This window comes from Acinetobacter sp. TR3 (genome assembly GCF_027105055.1).
GTDB lineage: Bacteria > Pseudomonadota > Gammaproteobacteria > Pseudomonadales > Moraxellaceae > Acinetobacter.
Genome location: NZ_CP114264.1, coordinates 778,819 through 793,977, shown reverse-complemented (window position 1 = coordinate 793,977; position 15,159 = coordinate 778,819). Strand labels below are relative to the sequence as shown.

General features: G+C 38.3%; 14 protein-coding genes, 1 other RNA gene and 1 pseudogene. 8 read left to right on the top strand and 8 right to left on the bottom strand.

The annotated features are described in order from the left end of the window. Positions 1–323 precede the first annotated feature (323 nt). Complete coding sequence (locus O1449_RS03805; protein WP_004663393.1) at positions 324–539, top strand: hypothetical protein; 216 nt, start codon at positions 324–326, stop codon at positions 537–539. A 133-nt stretch (positions 540–672) separates the two neighbouring features. Here O1449_RS03805 and O1449_RS03800 read toward each other — a convergent pair whose 3' ends face one another. Both O1449_RS03800 and O1449_RS03795 read right to left on the bottom strand, forming a co-directional pair. Continuing rightward, the gene (locus tag O1449_RS03800) at positions 673–1,194 is read right to left on the bottom strand and encodes an acyl-CoA thioesterase (RefSeq protein ID WP_269230412.1); all 522 of its coding nucleotides are present in this window, start codon (positions 1,192–1,194) and stop codon (positions 673–675) included. A gap of 220 nt (positions 1,195–1,414) precedes the next feature. Next, positions 1,415–2,038, bottom strand: a complete 624-nt coding sequence (locus tag O1449_RS03795; RefSeq protein ID WP_269229805.1) for a MarC family protein — start codon at positions 2,036–2,038, stop codon at positions 1,415–1,417. A 528-nt stretch (positions 2,039–2,566) separates the two neighbouring features. Between O1449_RS03795 and O1449_RS03790 the strand changes: the two are divergent. Then, a pseudogene (locus tag O1449_RS03790) lies at positions 2,567–2,825 on the top strand (RND transporter); the annotation flags it as partial. Positions 2,826–3,044: 219 nt separating this feature from the next. Then, positions 3,045–3,404: a transfer-messenger RNA gene (ssrA, locus tag O1449_RS03785) on the top strand. A gap of 374 nt (positions 3,405–3,778) precedes the next feature. On the opposite strand, the gene O1449_RS03780 is transcribed toward ssrA, so the two are convergent. The 3 genes from O1449_RS03780 to O1449_RS03770 form a co-directional block, all read right to left on the bottom strand. Then, on the bottom strand, positions 3,779–5,305 hold the full coding sequence (locus O1449_RS03780) for a DHA2 family efflux MFS transporter permease subunit (RefSeq protein WP_269239210.1): 1,527 nt from the start codon (positions 5,303–5,305) through the stop codon (positions 3,779–3,781). Positions 5,306–5,311: 6 nt separating this feature from the next. After that, the gene (locus tag O1449_RS03775) at positions 5,312–6,460 is read right to left on the bottom strand and encodes an HlyD family secretion protein (protein WP_269239209.1); all 1,149 of its coding nucleotides are present in this window, start codon (positions 6,458–6,460) and stop codon (positions 5,312–5,314) included. A 266-nt stretch (positions 6,461–6,726) separates the two neighbouring features. Beyond that, positions 6,727–7,224 carry a thioesterase family protein gene (locus O1449_RS03770; protein WP_004663409.1) on the bottom strand — a complete coding sequence of 166 codons (498 nt, stop codon included), beginning with the start codon at positions 7,222–7,224 and terminating at the stop codon, positions 6,727–6,729. Between the two features lie 171 nt (positions 7,225–7,395). On the opposite strand from O1449_RS03770, the gene hemB reads away from it, so the two are divergent. Further along, positions 7,396–8,409 (top strand): porphobilinogen synthase, encoded by a 1,014-nt coding sequence (gene hemB, locus O1449_RS03765; RefSeq protein WP_269239208.1) that lies wholly within the window; start codon positions 7,396–7,398, stop codon positions 8,407–8,409. Positions 8,410–8,714: 305 nt separating this feature from the next. After that, positions 8,715–9,836, top strand: coding sequence for a glycine oxidase ThiO (gene thiO / locus O1449_RS03760; RefSeq protein WP_269239207.1), 1,122 nt, complete (start codon positions 8,715–8,717; stop codon positions 9,834–9,836). Here the strand turns inward: thiO and O1449_RS03755 are convergent. Then, positions 9,822–10,727: a TIGR01777 family oxidoreductase gene (locus O1449_RS03755; protein ID WP_269239206.1), complete on the bottom strand. Its 906-nt coding sequence runs from the start codon at positions 10,725–10,727 to the stop codon at positions 9,822–9,824. The genes thiO and O1449_RS03755 overlap by 15 nt on opposite strands. A 72-nt stretch (positions 10,728–10,799) precedes the next feature. Continuing rightward, positions 10,800–11,249: an ABZJ_00895 family protein gene (locus tag O1449_RS03750; protein WP_269239205.1), complete on the bottom strand. Its 450-nt coding sequence runs from the start codon at positions 11,247–11,249 to the stop codon at positions 10,800–10,802. A 612-nt stretch (positions 11,250–11,861) separates the two neighbouring features. Here O1449_RS03750 and O1449_RS03745 point away from each other — a divergent pair. Next, positions 11,862–12,515 carry a hypothetical protein gene (locus O1449_RS03745; RefSeq protein WP_269239666.1) on the top strand — a complete coding sequence of 218 codons (654 nt, stop codon included), beginning with the start codon at positions 11,862–11,864 and terminating at the stop codon, positions 12,513–12,515. Between the two features lie 6 nt (positions 12,516–12,521). Further along, a complete protein-coding gene (locus O1449_RS03740; RefSeq protein ID WP_269229791.1) occupies positions 12,522–12,908 on the top strand; it encodes an SMI1/KNR4 family protein in 387 nt (128 codons plus the stop codon). 53 nt (positions 12,909–12,961) lie between these two features. Here O1449_RS03740 and O1449_RS03735 read toward each other — a convergent pair whose 3' ends face one another. Beyond that, positions 12,962–13,744 (bottom strand): crotonase/enoyl-CoA hydratase family protein, encoded by a 783-nt coding sequence (locus O1449_RS03735; protein WP_269239204.1) that lies wholly within the window; start codon positions 13,742–13,744, stop codon positions 12,962–12,964. 163 nt (positions 13,745–13,907) lie between these two features. Here O1449_RS03735 and O1449_RS03730 point away from each other — a divergent pair, with 163 nt between their 5' ends. Next, positions 13,908–15,158 (top strand): exonuclease SbcCD subunit D, encoded by a 1,251-nt coding sequence (locus O1449_RS03730; protein ID WP_269239203.1) that lies wholly within the window; start codon positions 13,908–13,910, stop codon positions 15,156–15,158. The last annotated feature ends 1 nt before the right edge of the window (position 15,159 follow it).

Sequence of the window (15,159 nt, the reverse complement as noted above, 5' to 3'; positions counted from 1 at the left end):
AATGTTTTATCCAATTATTAAACTCTTTGCAAAAGAAAGATCTTGTTTAGAACACGTAAAATTGTAGATTATTTTTTAATCAAAAATACATATTTATATACATTTTACTGATAGGTTCAGGCATTTAACTTTACAAGCACATCACAAAACCGCGTTTTATGATGCGCTATTGTTAAGCTTGGCGTAAAAGATTGTTAAGAATATTGCTGTAAAAAACTTAGGCACTTAGCATAAACCTCATGCAGAAATTCAAGATTTGTTCTGATTCATCTCTCGAATTGAAGCTGTAATTTTTTAATTAAGTTCAAATATGGATGCCAAACATGAAACTCATTAAGACTTTAATTGCGACAACATTTGCTTTAACAGCGGCAACAACATTTGCAGCTTCGGCTCATGACAAATCACATAGCACCAAAACCACCGAAGAGAAAGTCGTGGTATCAACTCAGGAGCAACCTGAAACTCTAAATCCAGCTACGACAGACACAACAGCAAGTGATGCAGCAACAACGGCTGCTCCGACCGCTAGTAAATAATTTGATCTTCAGGTTCCTCCAGACCCTTTAGAACAACATTTGTAATGATCTGACTCATCTTTACAAATAAAAAAAGATCGAACCATGCTGCGGTTCGATCTTTTTTTAGATCACTAGGAATGTAATGAATAAATCAACACTGGCTAGATTTCTTGAAAATACTGCAAGAAGGTTGCTGTACTTCTTGTAAACGTAGGTCCTTACGCTGTTCTGCAGCTTCGAAACGACAACGCTTCCAATCCGTATCTAATTTTAATATCGGAACAACTTTAGGTTTACGCTCCTCATCTACAGCAACCATGGTGAAATAGCATGTATTGGTATGTCTGATTGTACGCTTTTGAATATTTTGTGCTTCTACACGAATGCCGACTTCCATAGAAGTACGCCCTACATGATTAACACTCGCTAAAAATGTGACTAATTCACCAACGTAAATTGGCTCTTTAAAATTAACTTTATCAACAGACAATGTCACAACATAACTGCCTGAATAACGGCTTGCACAAGCATAAGCAACTTGGTCAAGCAGTTTTAAAATTGCTCCACCATGAACATTACCTGAAAAGTTTGCCATATCAGGTGTCATTAAAACTGACATTGTAAGCTCTGACTGATCATCAGGTGCTTGGTTCAATTGATCTAATGGATACATAGGAGAACTCATAGGAGAATACAACATGTGTATTATCGTTCATTCCTCAACGTAAAAATACGTATAAATGTACAAAACATCATCAACTATTTTTATGATAGATCGAAACATTATTTCAGTAGGATTACATACAACCCCTTTTTATTAGATTTTATCTAAAATTAACAATATGTTATCAACCAAATAAATACTGATCATACAAAATTTTATATCTGATAATTTAATTTAAATTTGTAGATCGAATGAGTCCCATCACACCATTAACGATCATATCGACAGCAATTGTACCGATCAGTAAGGCAGATAAACGCCCCATAATGTCAAAGTAACGATCAATATACTTAGCATGCTTGTAGCGTAAATGATCGTGTCCGTATTTCATCGCGATAAGAATACTGCAAGTTAACGCCAATGTGAGGGCAATCACAGCAATTGCTCCTCCAAATGGAACACTCACGCCTGTGACAACCGCAGCACTAATTGTTCCCGGTCCAATCATAAAAGGCATAGCAATCGTACCTGCCAAATGCTCAGGAGCGCCACGCATTTCACCGATTGTTTCTGCACCCTGAAACACATAACGATAACCAATTACAAGAAAAATTAATCCACCAAATATTTGGAAAGATTCAAATCTTACATTTAGATAGCGACTAAAAATATTCTCGCCCCCCCATGCGAATAATGCAAAAACAGCAAAAGCGATTAAGCTCCCTTGAATCAATGCTTTATTAAATACTTTTACATCGGTATTCCGAATCATCCCGACCATGTAGACACTCATCAGGAACGGATTCAATAATGAAAAAAACAATGCAAATGCATGGATATAGGGTGAAAACATAAAACTCCCGTTATTACGATGAATACCTAAACTTTGTTCTACTTAAAGTAACTGAGAATAGAATTTCAAAACGATTCCAACTGGTTGATCAAACAAAGAATGCATATACTGCAATTCAACACTTAAAAAACAGTATCATCGCTTGAATCCACATATCTTAAATTAGTTAATTTTAAAAAACTCATAAGTGATACAGGCAAAAGTCCGATAAAATAAACAGCTAAAAACTGATAAAAATTTTTATGAACCGTAAAATCCTCAAAACTAAGCAGTTTGAATATGTTCGCATATTCATATTTCTTTAAATTTGTAGCGCTGTATATAACTAGTATTGAAAATGTAAAAAGGCGATAAAAATACTTATCGCTTTCTATTTCATAAAAATACATTAAGAGTGAAAAGACATTCTTTTAAGGTTCATCACCTAAACCAAAACCGCCGAAAGTAGGACTTTCAGTATCACCCTCACCCAAATCAAAACCGCCAAAAAGTTTAAAATGTAAAATAAGGATTTAATCAGTATATGAACTGCCTGATCAATGTATTCTGTATCAGTACATACAGGCACATGGTCAAGCACTTGTTCATCCCGACATGCCAATCAGCTTTCACATTTGTGTTATTTTGAAGGCAGTATCAACTATCTGGATGTGATTGATTCGGATCGGATCGGATCGGATCGGATCGGAATATCTTGCAGCAAGAGCAACTCGCTGCACAGCTTCATGGTAGTCGAATGATTGCCAGTGTAGATATTATTCGGGCTTTAGGTGGTGGATGGCATTAACCTAAGCTGCCAAGTGATATGCAATTGTTTTAATGAAGGGATATAAATGCATATTCCTTCTTTGAAGTTCCAATTTAGCTAAACCTTAAAAAGCTAATTCTTTAAAGATATGCTATTAATTTATGATTTCAATTAGATTAGTTTTCAACCACAAACCTCAAAGCCTGTAAATTTAGATTTAAATTTTCAATATTTATGCTATGATGTTCGTTCATATATGGGGATGTTATTGGCTTCGACGCTGGTGATGAAGCTCATAGATGCATGCCGAGAGCGCATTTTCTCTCGTAAATAAAATTTGCATTTTAATAGTCGCAAACGACGAAACTTACGCTCTAGCTGCCTAAGGGCAGCTTGTCCGCTTCACTGAATACTTGTGGTCAGTGAACCCGACCGAAGCGCACGCACACAAGTCCGTATAAGGTCAAGCCTCGGGGCTTTATACCAAACTTAGAGGATCGCACCTTGTACCCTGTTCGTCGGGTCGCTTGGTGTTAAAACAATAGACGATATCTAAGCATGTAGTATTCTCGAGTGTAGTGCTGGCGGACGCGGGTTCAACTCCCGCCATCTCCACCAAATACCTAACAAAACATGGCAAAATATGCCAAGTTTTAAAACAAAAAGGCTTGATTCTAAAGGGATTAAGCCTTTTTTCTTGCCTATATATAACTGATCATAACTTTATATAATATTGCTCGCCGTGTATCCCTACGTGTATCCTTGAAGAAAAATTGAAACCGCAGGGATACAAAGAAATGAAAAGAGAAGAAATAAAACGCCGCCCCTTACCCAAGTTACGCCTTAAATTTGGCTCAATTAGGGACGCTTTGCATTTCAAATCTTTGTGCAACAAAGCCACTGGACGGAATAGACATTCATATCAGATTTAAATAAAAAACTCGGATGAATCAATCCGAGTTTTTTAAAGAAAAATTGATTATCTATCAAAATTAATGTGGTGCAGGTCCACCCGTTATTACTTTAGGTTTTGGACTCATCCAAATTAATGCACTCGCAAAAATAAATACAATTGCCAATAACATAAACACATGATTAGCTGAAGTCGTAATCGCTTCTTTATCAACTAAATTTGCAATCGTGGCGAGTGTTGCATCAGGTGAAAAACCATTTTGAAGCAACGTATTTTGCACTTCTTGTGGGTGCAAATTATTCACCATTTCACTACGAGCTACTTTCGTGTGATCATCCCAAATTGTCACTGCAATTGAAGCGCCAATCGCCCCTGCCATTGTTCTCAAGAAATTCATTAGACCTGCGGCAGAAGCCATTTCTTGAGCTAAGACAGAACCCATCGCAATATTTGACAGTGGAATAAAGAAAAATGGTACAGCAAAACCTTGTAAGATTTGTGGCCATGCTAATGACATAAAATCTGCATCTGTAACCCAAAAAGCTCGCATGACCGTAACCACACCCAACAATGCTAGCCCAAAACTAGCCAATGCTCTTGGGTCATATTTGGTTGATAACTTCGCAACAATTGGCGACATCGTCAAACTACCAAAACCCATAGTTGCAGTCAGATATCCTGCCCACGTGGCGGTATAACCCAAATTGATTTGCAACCATTGCGGAATTAAAACGATACTGCCAAAGAATGCACCGAAGCCAAATGCCAATGCTGAAACAGAAACGGCAAAACCTCGATGACGGAATACATACAGGTTAACCACTGGATGCTTTTCTGTGAGTTCCCAAATCATGAAAACAATAAAGCCAACAACTGCTGTCAATGCCAAAACAATAATACTGGTACTGTTAAACCAATCTCGTTCATGCCCAAGATCTAGCATCAATTGTAAAGCACCAATCCAAAGCACTAACAAACCTAAACCAACTGCATCAATTCGTAATTTCTCAGTTTTAGTTTCTGCTACAGACAACAAGCGGATGGACGCTAATACACAGAAAATTCCAACAGGGATATTAATAAAGAAAATCCAATGCCATGATAGATTATCACTAATAAGTCCGCCTAAAATTGGTCCTAAAATCGGTCCAATGACGGTTGTCATCGCCCAAAGCCCCATTGCTTGCGCATGTTTTTCTGGTGGGAAAATTCGCATTAACAAGGTTTGACTGAGTGGCATAAGTGGACCACCACAAAGTCCTTGACCAATACGGAAAAATACCAACATTTCTAATGAAGTTGCTAAACCACATAAAAATGAAAATATAGTAAAGCCGATTAACCCGAAGACAAAAACTCTAACTGTGCCAAAACGTCCAGCTAACCAACCTGTGAGTGGAACACAGATCGCTTCTGCAACGGCATAAGAGGTAATCACCCACGTTCCTTGTGAACTAGAAACAGCTAAGTTCCCTGTAATATGGGGGACTGAAACGTTGGCAATGGTGGTATCAAGCACCACCATAAAGTTAGAAAGTGCAATGACGAATGCGGCGAGCAGTAATCGCCCGCCACTAAGTTCTGCAAAAGGATTCTGCGTTTTCATGGCTGATTACTTCGATGCGAGATCAATGTCCGCTTGCATCGACAACCCTACACGCAATGGATGTTCTGCAAGTTCTTTTGGATCAAGCATAATACGTACAGGTAAACGCTGTACTACTTTAATCCAGTTTCCTGTCGCATTTTGTGCGGGAATAAGAGCAAAAGCAGCTCCTGTTCCACCCGAAAATCCCTGAACAACACCGTGATAAACTACATCATCACCATACAGGTCTGAACGAAGCGTTACTTTCTGTCCTGCTTTCACTTTAGCAAGCTGACTTTCTTTATAGTTTGCGTCGACATACAGCGCAGATACAGGCACTACTGACATCATCACAGTACCTGGTGCAACACGTTGTCCAATTTGAATATTCTTGCGTGTCACCACACCATCAACAGGCGCACGAATAATAGTACGCTCTAAATCAAGCATAGCTTGCTCAACATGGGCTTTTGCAACCAAAACATCAGGTGTTGATGCTTCATTTGCCCCTTGAATCAATGCTTCATTTGCAGCAAGTGTACTTTCTGCGGCTTTACGGCTTGAGGTTGCTTGGGCTAAACCCGCTTGAGCTAAATCTAAGCTTGCTTGTGCCGTCGATACTGCACTTTGCGCTTTGCTCAATTCCTCTTTAGAAATCGCTCCTGAAGCAGCAAGTTCATTACGACGCTTTAATTCTAAGTTCGCTTTATCAAAATCTGCTTGCGCTTTACTTACTTGTGCTTGTGCACTATTAATTTCATCATTGCGAACCACAACTTGAGAATTCAATGAGCTACTATTCGCTTGGCTTTGTTTGTATTGGCGTTGAGCTTTTGCCAATTCAGCTTGTGCTTGTGCCAACTGGATTTTGGCGTCACGCTCATCTACACGAACGAGAACATCACCCTTTTTAACTTGTTGGGTATCTTTCACCAAAACTTCAGCGACTTGTCCACTCACCATTGAGGTGATTTGTGCCGTTTCCGCACCAACATAAGCATTATCGGTACTGACAGCATGATTAAAGAACAACGCCCAAATAGCATACAAAATTGCTGCAAGGATAAGAATAAGTGCGAAAAATCCTAAAAACTTTTTACGTTTTGCTTTCATTGCATCATCTGATGCCGAATAAGCAGCAATATCTTGTTGATTAGCTTGGGCGTCAGTCATATGTTATTCCTGAAAATTAAAGGGATTTTTAACTTTTGGTTTAATCAGCAGATCAGTCTAGTTTTTTTAACTTAACCAATTGTTAAAACCTAAGATCAAAATACAAACAAAAATTTAAATCGCATTTTAACGATAAAAAATCATATGACGAGAATAAAAAAAATAACTGATGCGTTCAATTCTTATATTTTGATAATTATTTTTACTTCACTTTCATTTAAACAATAAAAAAGCGTCAAAAGACGCTTTCATATCGAATACTGTACTTAGAATGCGTAAGAAGCAATTGCCGTTGCAATTGGTTTAGCTTCATCATTGAGCATCGTCATACGCATGGTACAGCCTTTACGTCCTAAGCGTAATGTTTCCGCACGTGCAGTAAAAAACTGACCACGACCCGGAGCAAGATAATCAACACGCATATCTACAGTTGCTAAACGCGATACTTTCTTAATCGTGTCAGGTAAATCTTCAGGGGTTGCACGGCGATAAAGTTGTTCCATTGCAACCACGCCACCAATACTATCCAGCAATGTCGCAGCAACACCACCATGCAAAATTTGGAAGGCTACATTACCGACCAACTCAGGCTGCATCTCGATATAACCTTCAATTTGATCATCAACAACGCGCATGCTCATGCCACAATGCTTAAAAAATGGTGAAGAATTAAATGCTTTACAAAGCTGCTTTAATACCACGTCATGATCGGCTTTAGCACCTAACTGAATATTGCCTGTCCAGTTTTTCTTTACATCATTCATACGCTGTCTAAATCCAAAGGAACGATAAACATCCCATTATTTTGTACAAATCTAAAATTATGGGGCTACAATAGCGAGGATATTTAATTGAACTTAGCCGCTAAGCTCTCCCTAGCATGACTTAAATATTTCAATTATTCCTATAGTGTAATACTGAACATCGAGATTGTTATGACTTATACGTTCAATCGTCCCGCTTTTCCCGCGACTCGCATGCGCCGTATCCGTAAAAATGACCAACTTCGTGCCATGGTCAGTGAAACACAACTCACAGCTAATCATTTGATTTATCCAGTATTTGTATTACCAGGACAACAACAAACTCAAGATATTCCAAGCATGCCAAATGTGCAGCGTCTATCTGCTGATTTATTACTCAAAAAAGCAGAAAATTTGCTCGAACTCGGTGTTTCAAAGCTTGCTTTATTTCCAGTAACGCCACAAGAAGACAAAAGTTTAACGGCGGAAGCTGCATGGCATGAAAATGGTTTGGTTCAAGCCACTTGCCGCTTACTGAAAAAAGAATTACCAGAAATGGTATTGATTACCGATGGCGCACTTGACCCTTATACCACTCATGGCCAAGACGGTATTATTGATGAAACGGGTTATGTTTTAAATGATGAAACGGTTGAATGCCTAGTCAAACAAGCCTTAAGTCATGCGCAAGCAGGTGCTGATGTTGTTGCTCCTAGTGATATGATGGATGGACGCATTGGTGCGATTCGCCAAGCACTTGAACAAAATGGTTTTATCTATACCAATATCATGGCGTATTCAGCAAAATATGCTTCAAGCTTTTACGGTCCTTTCCGTGATGCAGTGGGTTCAGCAAGTAATTTAAAAGGTGCAAATAAATATAATTATCAAATGGATGTCGGCAATCGTGCCGAGGCATTACATGAAATTGCACTTGATATTCAGGAAGGTGCAGATATGGTGATTGTAAAACCGGGTATGCCTTATCTGGATGTCGTCCGTGAAGTGAAAGATACTTTTGGTGTGCCGACTTTTGTCTACCAAGTCAGCGGTGAATACGCCATGCTTGCAGCGGCGATTCAAAATGGTTGGTTATCTGAAAGCGTGATTTTAGAGTCATTGATGTGCTGCCGTCGTGCGGGTGCAGATGGTATTTGGACCTATTTTGCCGAAGAAGCAGCGCGTAAACTCAAAGAGATGAGATAATATCTAATTGATTTTAATATGATAATATATACAACAGAGTCTTGCTGAGTTCTCATCTTAATTTCAGGATAAGCAACTTCGTCTTGCGCTATACCAAAGCTTAAGTCGCTTTGGTTTGCTCAGGCTCGCCCTACTTTTGTTTCGACAAAAGTAGGCAAAACCATTGTCATCCGCAAAACCTGTTCATTTCTTGCATTTATTTAATTTTATTGCAAAAACATTATCTTGTTTATACCACGCAGGTTGCGGATGACGTCTCCGAGTATCAAATTTCAGGATTAATTTTCTTGAACTTGGGCTAAAGTATGCATATTGCCATTATTGGTGCGGGTATTAGCGGCTTGATGTCAGCGTTAGAACTTGCTGAACAAGGTTGCTCTGTTGATATTTTTGATCAACAACAAGCAGGTCAGGCTGCCTCATGGGCAGGCGGTGGAATTCTTTCCCCGATGTACCCGTGGCGTTATGCACCAGAAGTTAATCATCTTGCTCAATACGGTAAATCGCTGTATCAAATGTGGAATGAAAAACTTCTGCCTATCACGGGGATTGATTTTCAAATCCACGACACAGGTATGTTGATTTTTGATCAAGAAGATTTTGAAGTTGGACTCAATTACGCATCAACTCATCATGAGCCAATGCAACAATGTGACCTATTAAATCGCAAACAACTTGAAGCAGTAAATCCTCATATTTCAGAAAAATTCCAACAAGCCATTCATTTCCCACAACTGTCGAATGTACGTAATCCTCGTTTATTACAATCTCTCATCAGCTATCTTAAACAGCATCCTTTCGTTCGTTTTTTTGAGCACTGCTCGATTGATCAACTGATTGTTAAAAATAAAACGGTACACGGAATACAAACTTCAAATGGTCAAGTTTTTCATGCTGATCATGTTGTTCTAACCTCAGGTGCATGGAGTCAATATTGGGAAGAACACATACATCGACAAATTCCTGTGCATCCCATACAGGGGCAAATGCTGCTGTTCAAAACACCTGAAAACTGGTTGCCTACTATGTGTATGAACCGTGTGATGTATCTCATTCCACGTCAAGATGGTCATATTGTCTGTGGTTCGAGTATGGCTGACTGTGGTTTTAGTACGGCTGTGGATGAGCAAACACAGCAAGATATTTTAAGCGCATGTTTAGATATGGTTCCTGAGTTAAAACAATTCCCCATCGTAAGCCGTTGGGCAGGTTTACGTCCTAGTTCACCTCAAGGCATTCCTTATATTGGTGAAATGCCTGATATAGCCAACTTATGGGCAAATTTCGGACATTTCCGCAATGGTCTATGTATGGGGGCTGGTTCAGCGCAATTGTTACGCCAACTCATTTTAAAACAAGCACCAATTGTTGACCCAAGTGCATATTCACCAAGTCGTTTGAAGAAACAAAATTTAGTGACCCAATAAAACTTCAGTTAAGGCTTGCTCTAAATTGGGATACTGAAATTTAAAACCATGACTGCATAATGCCTGAGGCGTTACATATTGACCATTTAAAATTAATTGTGATTGTTCGCCTAATGCTAATTCAAACACACATTTAGGCATTGTAATAAAAGGTTTACGTTTCAAAACTCGTGCGGCAATATCAGCAAAACCTTGTTGATTGATTTGTTCTGGAGCAACTAAATTGTAAACTTTTTGATCAGCCTGTAATTGAAGTAAAAAAATGATTGCTCTTAAAACATCTTGAATATGAATCCAAACAATAGGTTGCTGACCTGATCCAATCTTGGCAATCACATTTAATTTGATGGGTAATAACATCTGCGGCAAAATACCACCATTACCAAACACAACACCTAAACGGATAATTTTAGTATTTTGTTGATTAAATTTTAATGCAGTTTGCTCCCAAGCTTGGCAAAGTTCAGACATAAAAATTGCTTGCGGAGGCATATTTTCATCACAAACATCCACCCAATGCTCTTGAGGATCAATACCATAATAGCCAATTGCTGAGCCAGAAATAATACATTGGGGGAAAATACTTTTTTGCTGTAACCATTGATAAAGCTGTTCAGTCATATCAACTCGGCTTTGTATCAGTTGTTTTTTTCTTTGATTAGTCCAGCGTTTTTGACCAATATTTTCACCAGCCAAATTGATCACATAATTAATTTCAATGACTTTGATTTCATCTAAATCATTCACCCATGTTAAATCTGAATCATAAGAAGCTTTATTTTTTTGTCGTGTCAGTGCAATCACTTGAAAATTATTTTTCAATAGAAAAGGTAAAAGATGAGAACCAATAAACCCACTTGCACCTGTCACCAATACCGTCATTTTTTTCATGGATTGATCTATCAAAAATGAATCTTATTAAAAGTTTTAGCAGAATACAGGTGAATTACAAGTGAACTTTACTCATACCTTAAACATCTTGTTCGCCATCCGTTGTGCTTGTGCGCCATAAAACCAATATGTAATTAAAAATAACGGTGCTGCAATCATCAACCAAATTGCAACGACAGTAATTAAAAACATGGGTTGCTTGAAATATAAAATAAAATTTTGCCAAACGTCGGGATCTTTACGTGCAAAAATAAACAATCCTAAAAGTAAGCCACATGCATTGTAACCCCAAAAAATGAGGCTAAATCCAAGGCTTAATCGTTTCTTTTCCGAGAGGGTTGGTGCGCGATGTTGTTTTTTTAGAAATTTGAATAAAACAAAAATCATTGCAATTAAATAAGGAATAGCTGTAAGCACTCCTCCAATGCTATTAGGTAAAATTGCAGCGATGACTCCAGCGATTAGGCTAGAAATCAAGCACACAATAAAAAACCAAAGGTAATACAAACGCAATGAAATCATGTAAATAAACCAAATCTAATCTACTTCAAAAATAATTATAAATTTTTTTCACTTTTTTTTCATTTTTATGTCAACCAATCCACACCTAGCAGCGTTATATAGGGTACAAGGTCGCAGCAACCGAATGTTCATTGCACGGCATCCGCAATATTTTTCGGTGACCTTTCATTATGACTCTCCATCTTTAACAATGGCTTTGTTAGCAGCCAAAGCCGTTGAAAAAGATTTTGACCGACGATTTATCATCACTCGAATCGTCGGTTTTTATTTTTTATAATGCTCAAAAATAAAAGAATCAGAATATAAACCATGTCATATCTATTGAAATTCAATTTTCAAGTTCACAATGCGATCCACATCTGTGTTCAGTTAAGACTATTAGGAAAATAGAAAATCTTTCAATTGAATATTATCCTATTAAAACAAAAGTGTTCACGACAGTATATTGCAATGCCCGATGCCATACCATCCACTGGGTGCTGTAACTGTTATTGGCAAAGCTATTTCTGAATTTAGATCATCACGTCTTTGCTCGATATGAAATTGATGAGAATGCAAAATGACAATGCTATACTAAAATTCATAAAACTAAGGAAGTTAAGCACTATAAAAATGAAATGTCCAAACTGTCAGGTTGACGTTGTAAATGAAAATATCAATATCCAAACGGATATGGGGAAATGCCAAGTTTGCAATCATATTTTTCGTGTTTCTGAAAATTTTGATACGCCAACATATGCGTTTGATATCAATCAACCACCACGTGGTACTTGGTATAAAAACAATCTGCAAGAAATAAAATTGGGTGCAACACTAAGAAGCCCGATTGCCTTCTTTTTAGTACCCTTTATGTTGATTTGGTCTGGTGGCTCATTGGGTGGCATTTATGGTACTCAAATCGCAAAACAACAATTTAGCCTTTTACAAAGTTTATTTGGTATCCCCTTTCTGATTGGAACCATCATTTTTGGTTCACTTACACTGATGATGCTATTCGGTAAAATCGAGCTCACCATTAATCAACAAGGTGGACGTGTTTTTACTGGAATTGGCAGAATAGGAAAATCAAAATACTTTAATTGGCATGACGTTAGTCGAATTAGAGAAAACCGTTCAACGAACTCATCCAATAAACAGCAAGCTCAAATTGTCATTGAGGCAAATCAGCCTATCACATTTGGTCTTGGACTCTCTCCAGAAAGACACCACTACCTATTTCATGCATTGAAAAGAATACAATCACAATATAAACCTGAGCGAAGATAAATCGTTATGCCATTCCCAATAGACAAACAGTATATAACTGCGGCTGAACAAGTATTGAATCTTACTTTTCCTACATCGTTTAAAAATAAAATGATGATTGAAAATGGTGGTGAATTATTTCTTGCAGAAGATGATTGGCAACTTTTTCCATTCTTTGATGAGTCTGATCAAAAAAGAAAAATGCGTACATGCAACCATATTGTTCATGAAACCAAACTTGCAAGAACATGGCATGGCTTCCCTGAACAAGCAGTTGCTTTCGCTCACAATGGCTGCGGTGATTATTTGATTTTTCTTCCAGAAGCTTTCAATCAAAATGTATTGGCAGAATCTATTTTCATTTGGTTTCACGAAACAAATGAAGTGGAACAGATCACGACTTCTTTCTTCTGATTTTTAGAAATATTTACCGACAATTCACAATGACATGAATTGTCGGTTTATTTTTATTGACCTTTAAACTGTGGTGGACGTTTCTCAAGCATGGCACGTACGCCTTCTTGAGCATCTTGCGATGCAAATAATGGCTTAAGGTAACTGTCCATATTCTGAAATGCAAAAACCTCTCCCTGAGTGACCGCATCAGTTGCTGAAGCCAACAATGCTTGCAATGCAAGTGGCGCAGCAATACAAATTTCTTGTGCAATCTCAATAGCGCGATCAAGCTGCTTACCTTTTTCAACAATTTCAGATACGAGATTCAATTCATTGGCTTTCTGAGTATCAAAGGTTTTCCCTGTCAATAAATATGGCATGGCTTTTTGCCACCCTGCTGCCTGCACAAAACGTACGGTTGCGCCACCAAAAGGCATAATTCCACGTAGCACTTCAAGCTGACCAAAAATCGTGTCTTCGCTAGCGACGACGACATCTGCATTCAACATCAATTCGACCCCAGCGGTATAACAAATCCCTTGCACAGCTACGATCACAGGTTTAGTTCGATGCCGACCACCGACACCCCAAGGGTTAATTTGACCTTCTTCGAAACTAAAAATTCCTTGAGGGATTTTGGGTTGTAATTCAACAAGGTCTAAACCCGCCGTGAAATGATCACCATGTGCAAAAATCACAGCACAACGTAGTTTAGGATTATTTTCATATTCGGTTAAAGCTAAAGATAAATCTGCAATCATATGACTATCAAAGGCATTTCGTTTTGCCACTCGGTCTAAGCCAATCAACATAATATGATCAATAATTTCGCGGCTGACTTTTCCTAAGCTCATTTTCTATTTCCTCATTTTATAATGATGTCTTTGATACCAAACTAGTTGATCGTTTAAGTATGATCAAGGCATATCTTGTAGGTATTTTCTACTTAGCGAAGCTCTGCTTTTTGATTGAATCCGTGCTACCTTATTCTCATTCATTTCATCATTAGATTCATTTATGACCGTGCGTTTTTTTCATACGTCTGACTGGCATTTGGGGCAGTTTTTTTATAATCATTCCCGCCACTACGAACATGAACAATTCTTGGCATGGTTACTTGAGCAGATCAAAGCCAAACAGCCGCATGCATTATTCATCGCAGGTGATGTTTTTGATGTAATCAACCCGAGCTCACAGGCACAAAAACAACTCTATCAATTTCTTGCCGATGCCCATGAGCTTGCCCCACAGATGCAAACCTTAATGATTGCTGGCAATCATGACTCAGGTTATCGCATTGAACAAGTTGAACCTTTATTAGAAAAATATAATGCCAAAACAGTCGGTGTGATTCGTTGGAACAAAGATAAAACGCTTAATTTAGAACGTCTCATTTTGCCGATTTATGATCAACAAAAACAGATTGTGGCATGGTGTATTGCCCTGCCATTCCTGCGTTCAGCTGAAATCACAGGTTTTAATGAACACACCACCAATAGCCAAAATGCGATTGCCGACCTACACCAACAATTAATAGAGGAAGCCAAACGTCGTAAAACCGATGATCAAGCCCTAATCCTGATGTCACATGCCCACATGCAAGGTGGAGAAACTTCGGATTCTGAACGCCCCATTATTATTGGCAATGAAGAAGCGCTTTCGACTACGCTGTTTGATGACAGTATTGATTATGTAGCGCTTGGACATCTGCATAAACCACAAAAAGTACAACATCCCCATATTCGTTATAGCGGCTCACCCATTCCACTTTCATTTAGTGAAATCAACTATAAACATCAAGTGGTTGAAGTCACCATTGATCATACAAAAAGTGAAGATTCATTTAACTTTGAAGCTTTGCCAATACCCCGAAGTATTCAACTGCATAAAATTAAAGATGAACTCAGTGTAGTCATGCAACGTCTGCGCAATCTACCAAATGAACCGATCGAAAATCTTGAACAACGTGAATATGTCGATATCGAATATCACACCACGACGCCACCACAGCCCAATTTACGACAACAATTTGAAGATGCATTGCCCAAAGATCGCTATCGACTGGTTCGCATTTCCAGACAATATCTATCCAATGAAAGCAATGCAGAGAGCAAGCAGAGTATTAGCTTAGAACCTCCGACACCCGAAAAACTATTTCAGCAAATTTGGGAGAAAAAGGGCTATCACGCTGATGATGAAGTGACCAAAGACTTTTTAAGTCTCGTTGCTGAAGCACAGAAAAAACTTGAAGATGACCAAACTGCTTAAG

Excerpts from the sequence above, each read along its gene's own strand:
- O1449_RS03805 (WP_004663393.1), top strand. The coding sequence starts at position 324 with ATGAAACTCATTAAGACTTTAATTGCGACAACATTTGCTTTAACAGCG.
- O1449_RS03800 (WP_269230412.1), bottom strand. The coding sequence starts at position 1,194 with ATGTATCCATTAGATCAATTGAACCAAGCACCTGATGATCAGTCAGAG.
- O1449_RS03795 (WP_269229805.1), bottom strand. The coding sequence starts at position 2,038 with ATGTTTTCACCCTATATCCATGCATTTGCATTGTTTTTTTCATTATTG.
- O1449_RS03780 (WP_269239210.1), bottom strand. The coding sequence starts at position 5,305 with ATGAAAACGCAGAATCCTTTTGCAGAACTTAGTGGCGGGCGATTACTG.
- O1449_RS03775 (WP_269239209.1), bottom strand. The coding sequence starts at position 6,460 with ATGACTGACGCCCAAGCTAATCAACAAGATATTGCTGCTTATTCGGCA.
- O1449_RS03770 (WP_004663409.1), bottom strand. The coding sequence starts at position 7,224 with ATGAATGATGTAAAGAAAAACTGGACAGGCAATATTCAGTTAGGTGCT.
- hemB (WP_269239208.1), top strand. The coding sequence starts at position 7,396 with ATGACTTATACGTTCAATCGTCCCGCTTTTCCCGCGACTCGCATGCGC.
- thiO (WP_269239207.1), top strand. The coding sequence starts at position 8,715 with ATGCATATTGCCATTATTGGTGCGGGTATTAGCGGCTTGATGTCAGCG.
- O1449_RS03755 (WP_269239206.1), bottom strand. The coding sequence starts at position 10,727 with ATGAAAAAAATGACGGTATTGGTGACAGGTGCAAGTGGGTTTATTGGT.
- O1449_RS03750 (WP_269239205.1), bottom strand. The coding sequence starts at position 11,249 with ATGATTTCATTGCGTTTGTATTACCTTTGGTTTTTTATTGTGTGCTTG.
- O1449_RS03745 (WP_269239666.1), top strand. The coding sequence starts at position 11,862 with ATGAAATGTCCAAACTGTCAGGTTGACGTTGTAAATGAAAATATCAAT.
- O1449_RS03740 (WP_269229791.1), top strand. The coding sequence starts at position 12,522 with ATGCCATTCCCAATAGACAAACAGTATATAACTGCGGCTGAACAAGTA.
- O1449_RS03735 (WP_269239204.1), bottom strand. The coding sequence starts at position 13,744 with ATGAGCTTAGGAAAAGTCAGCCGCGAAATTATTGATCATATTATGTTG.
- O1449_RS03730 (WP_269239203.1), top strand. The coding sequence starts at position 13,908 with ATGACCGTGCGTTTTTTTCATACGTCTGACTGGCATTTGGGGCAGTTT.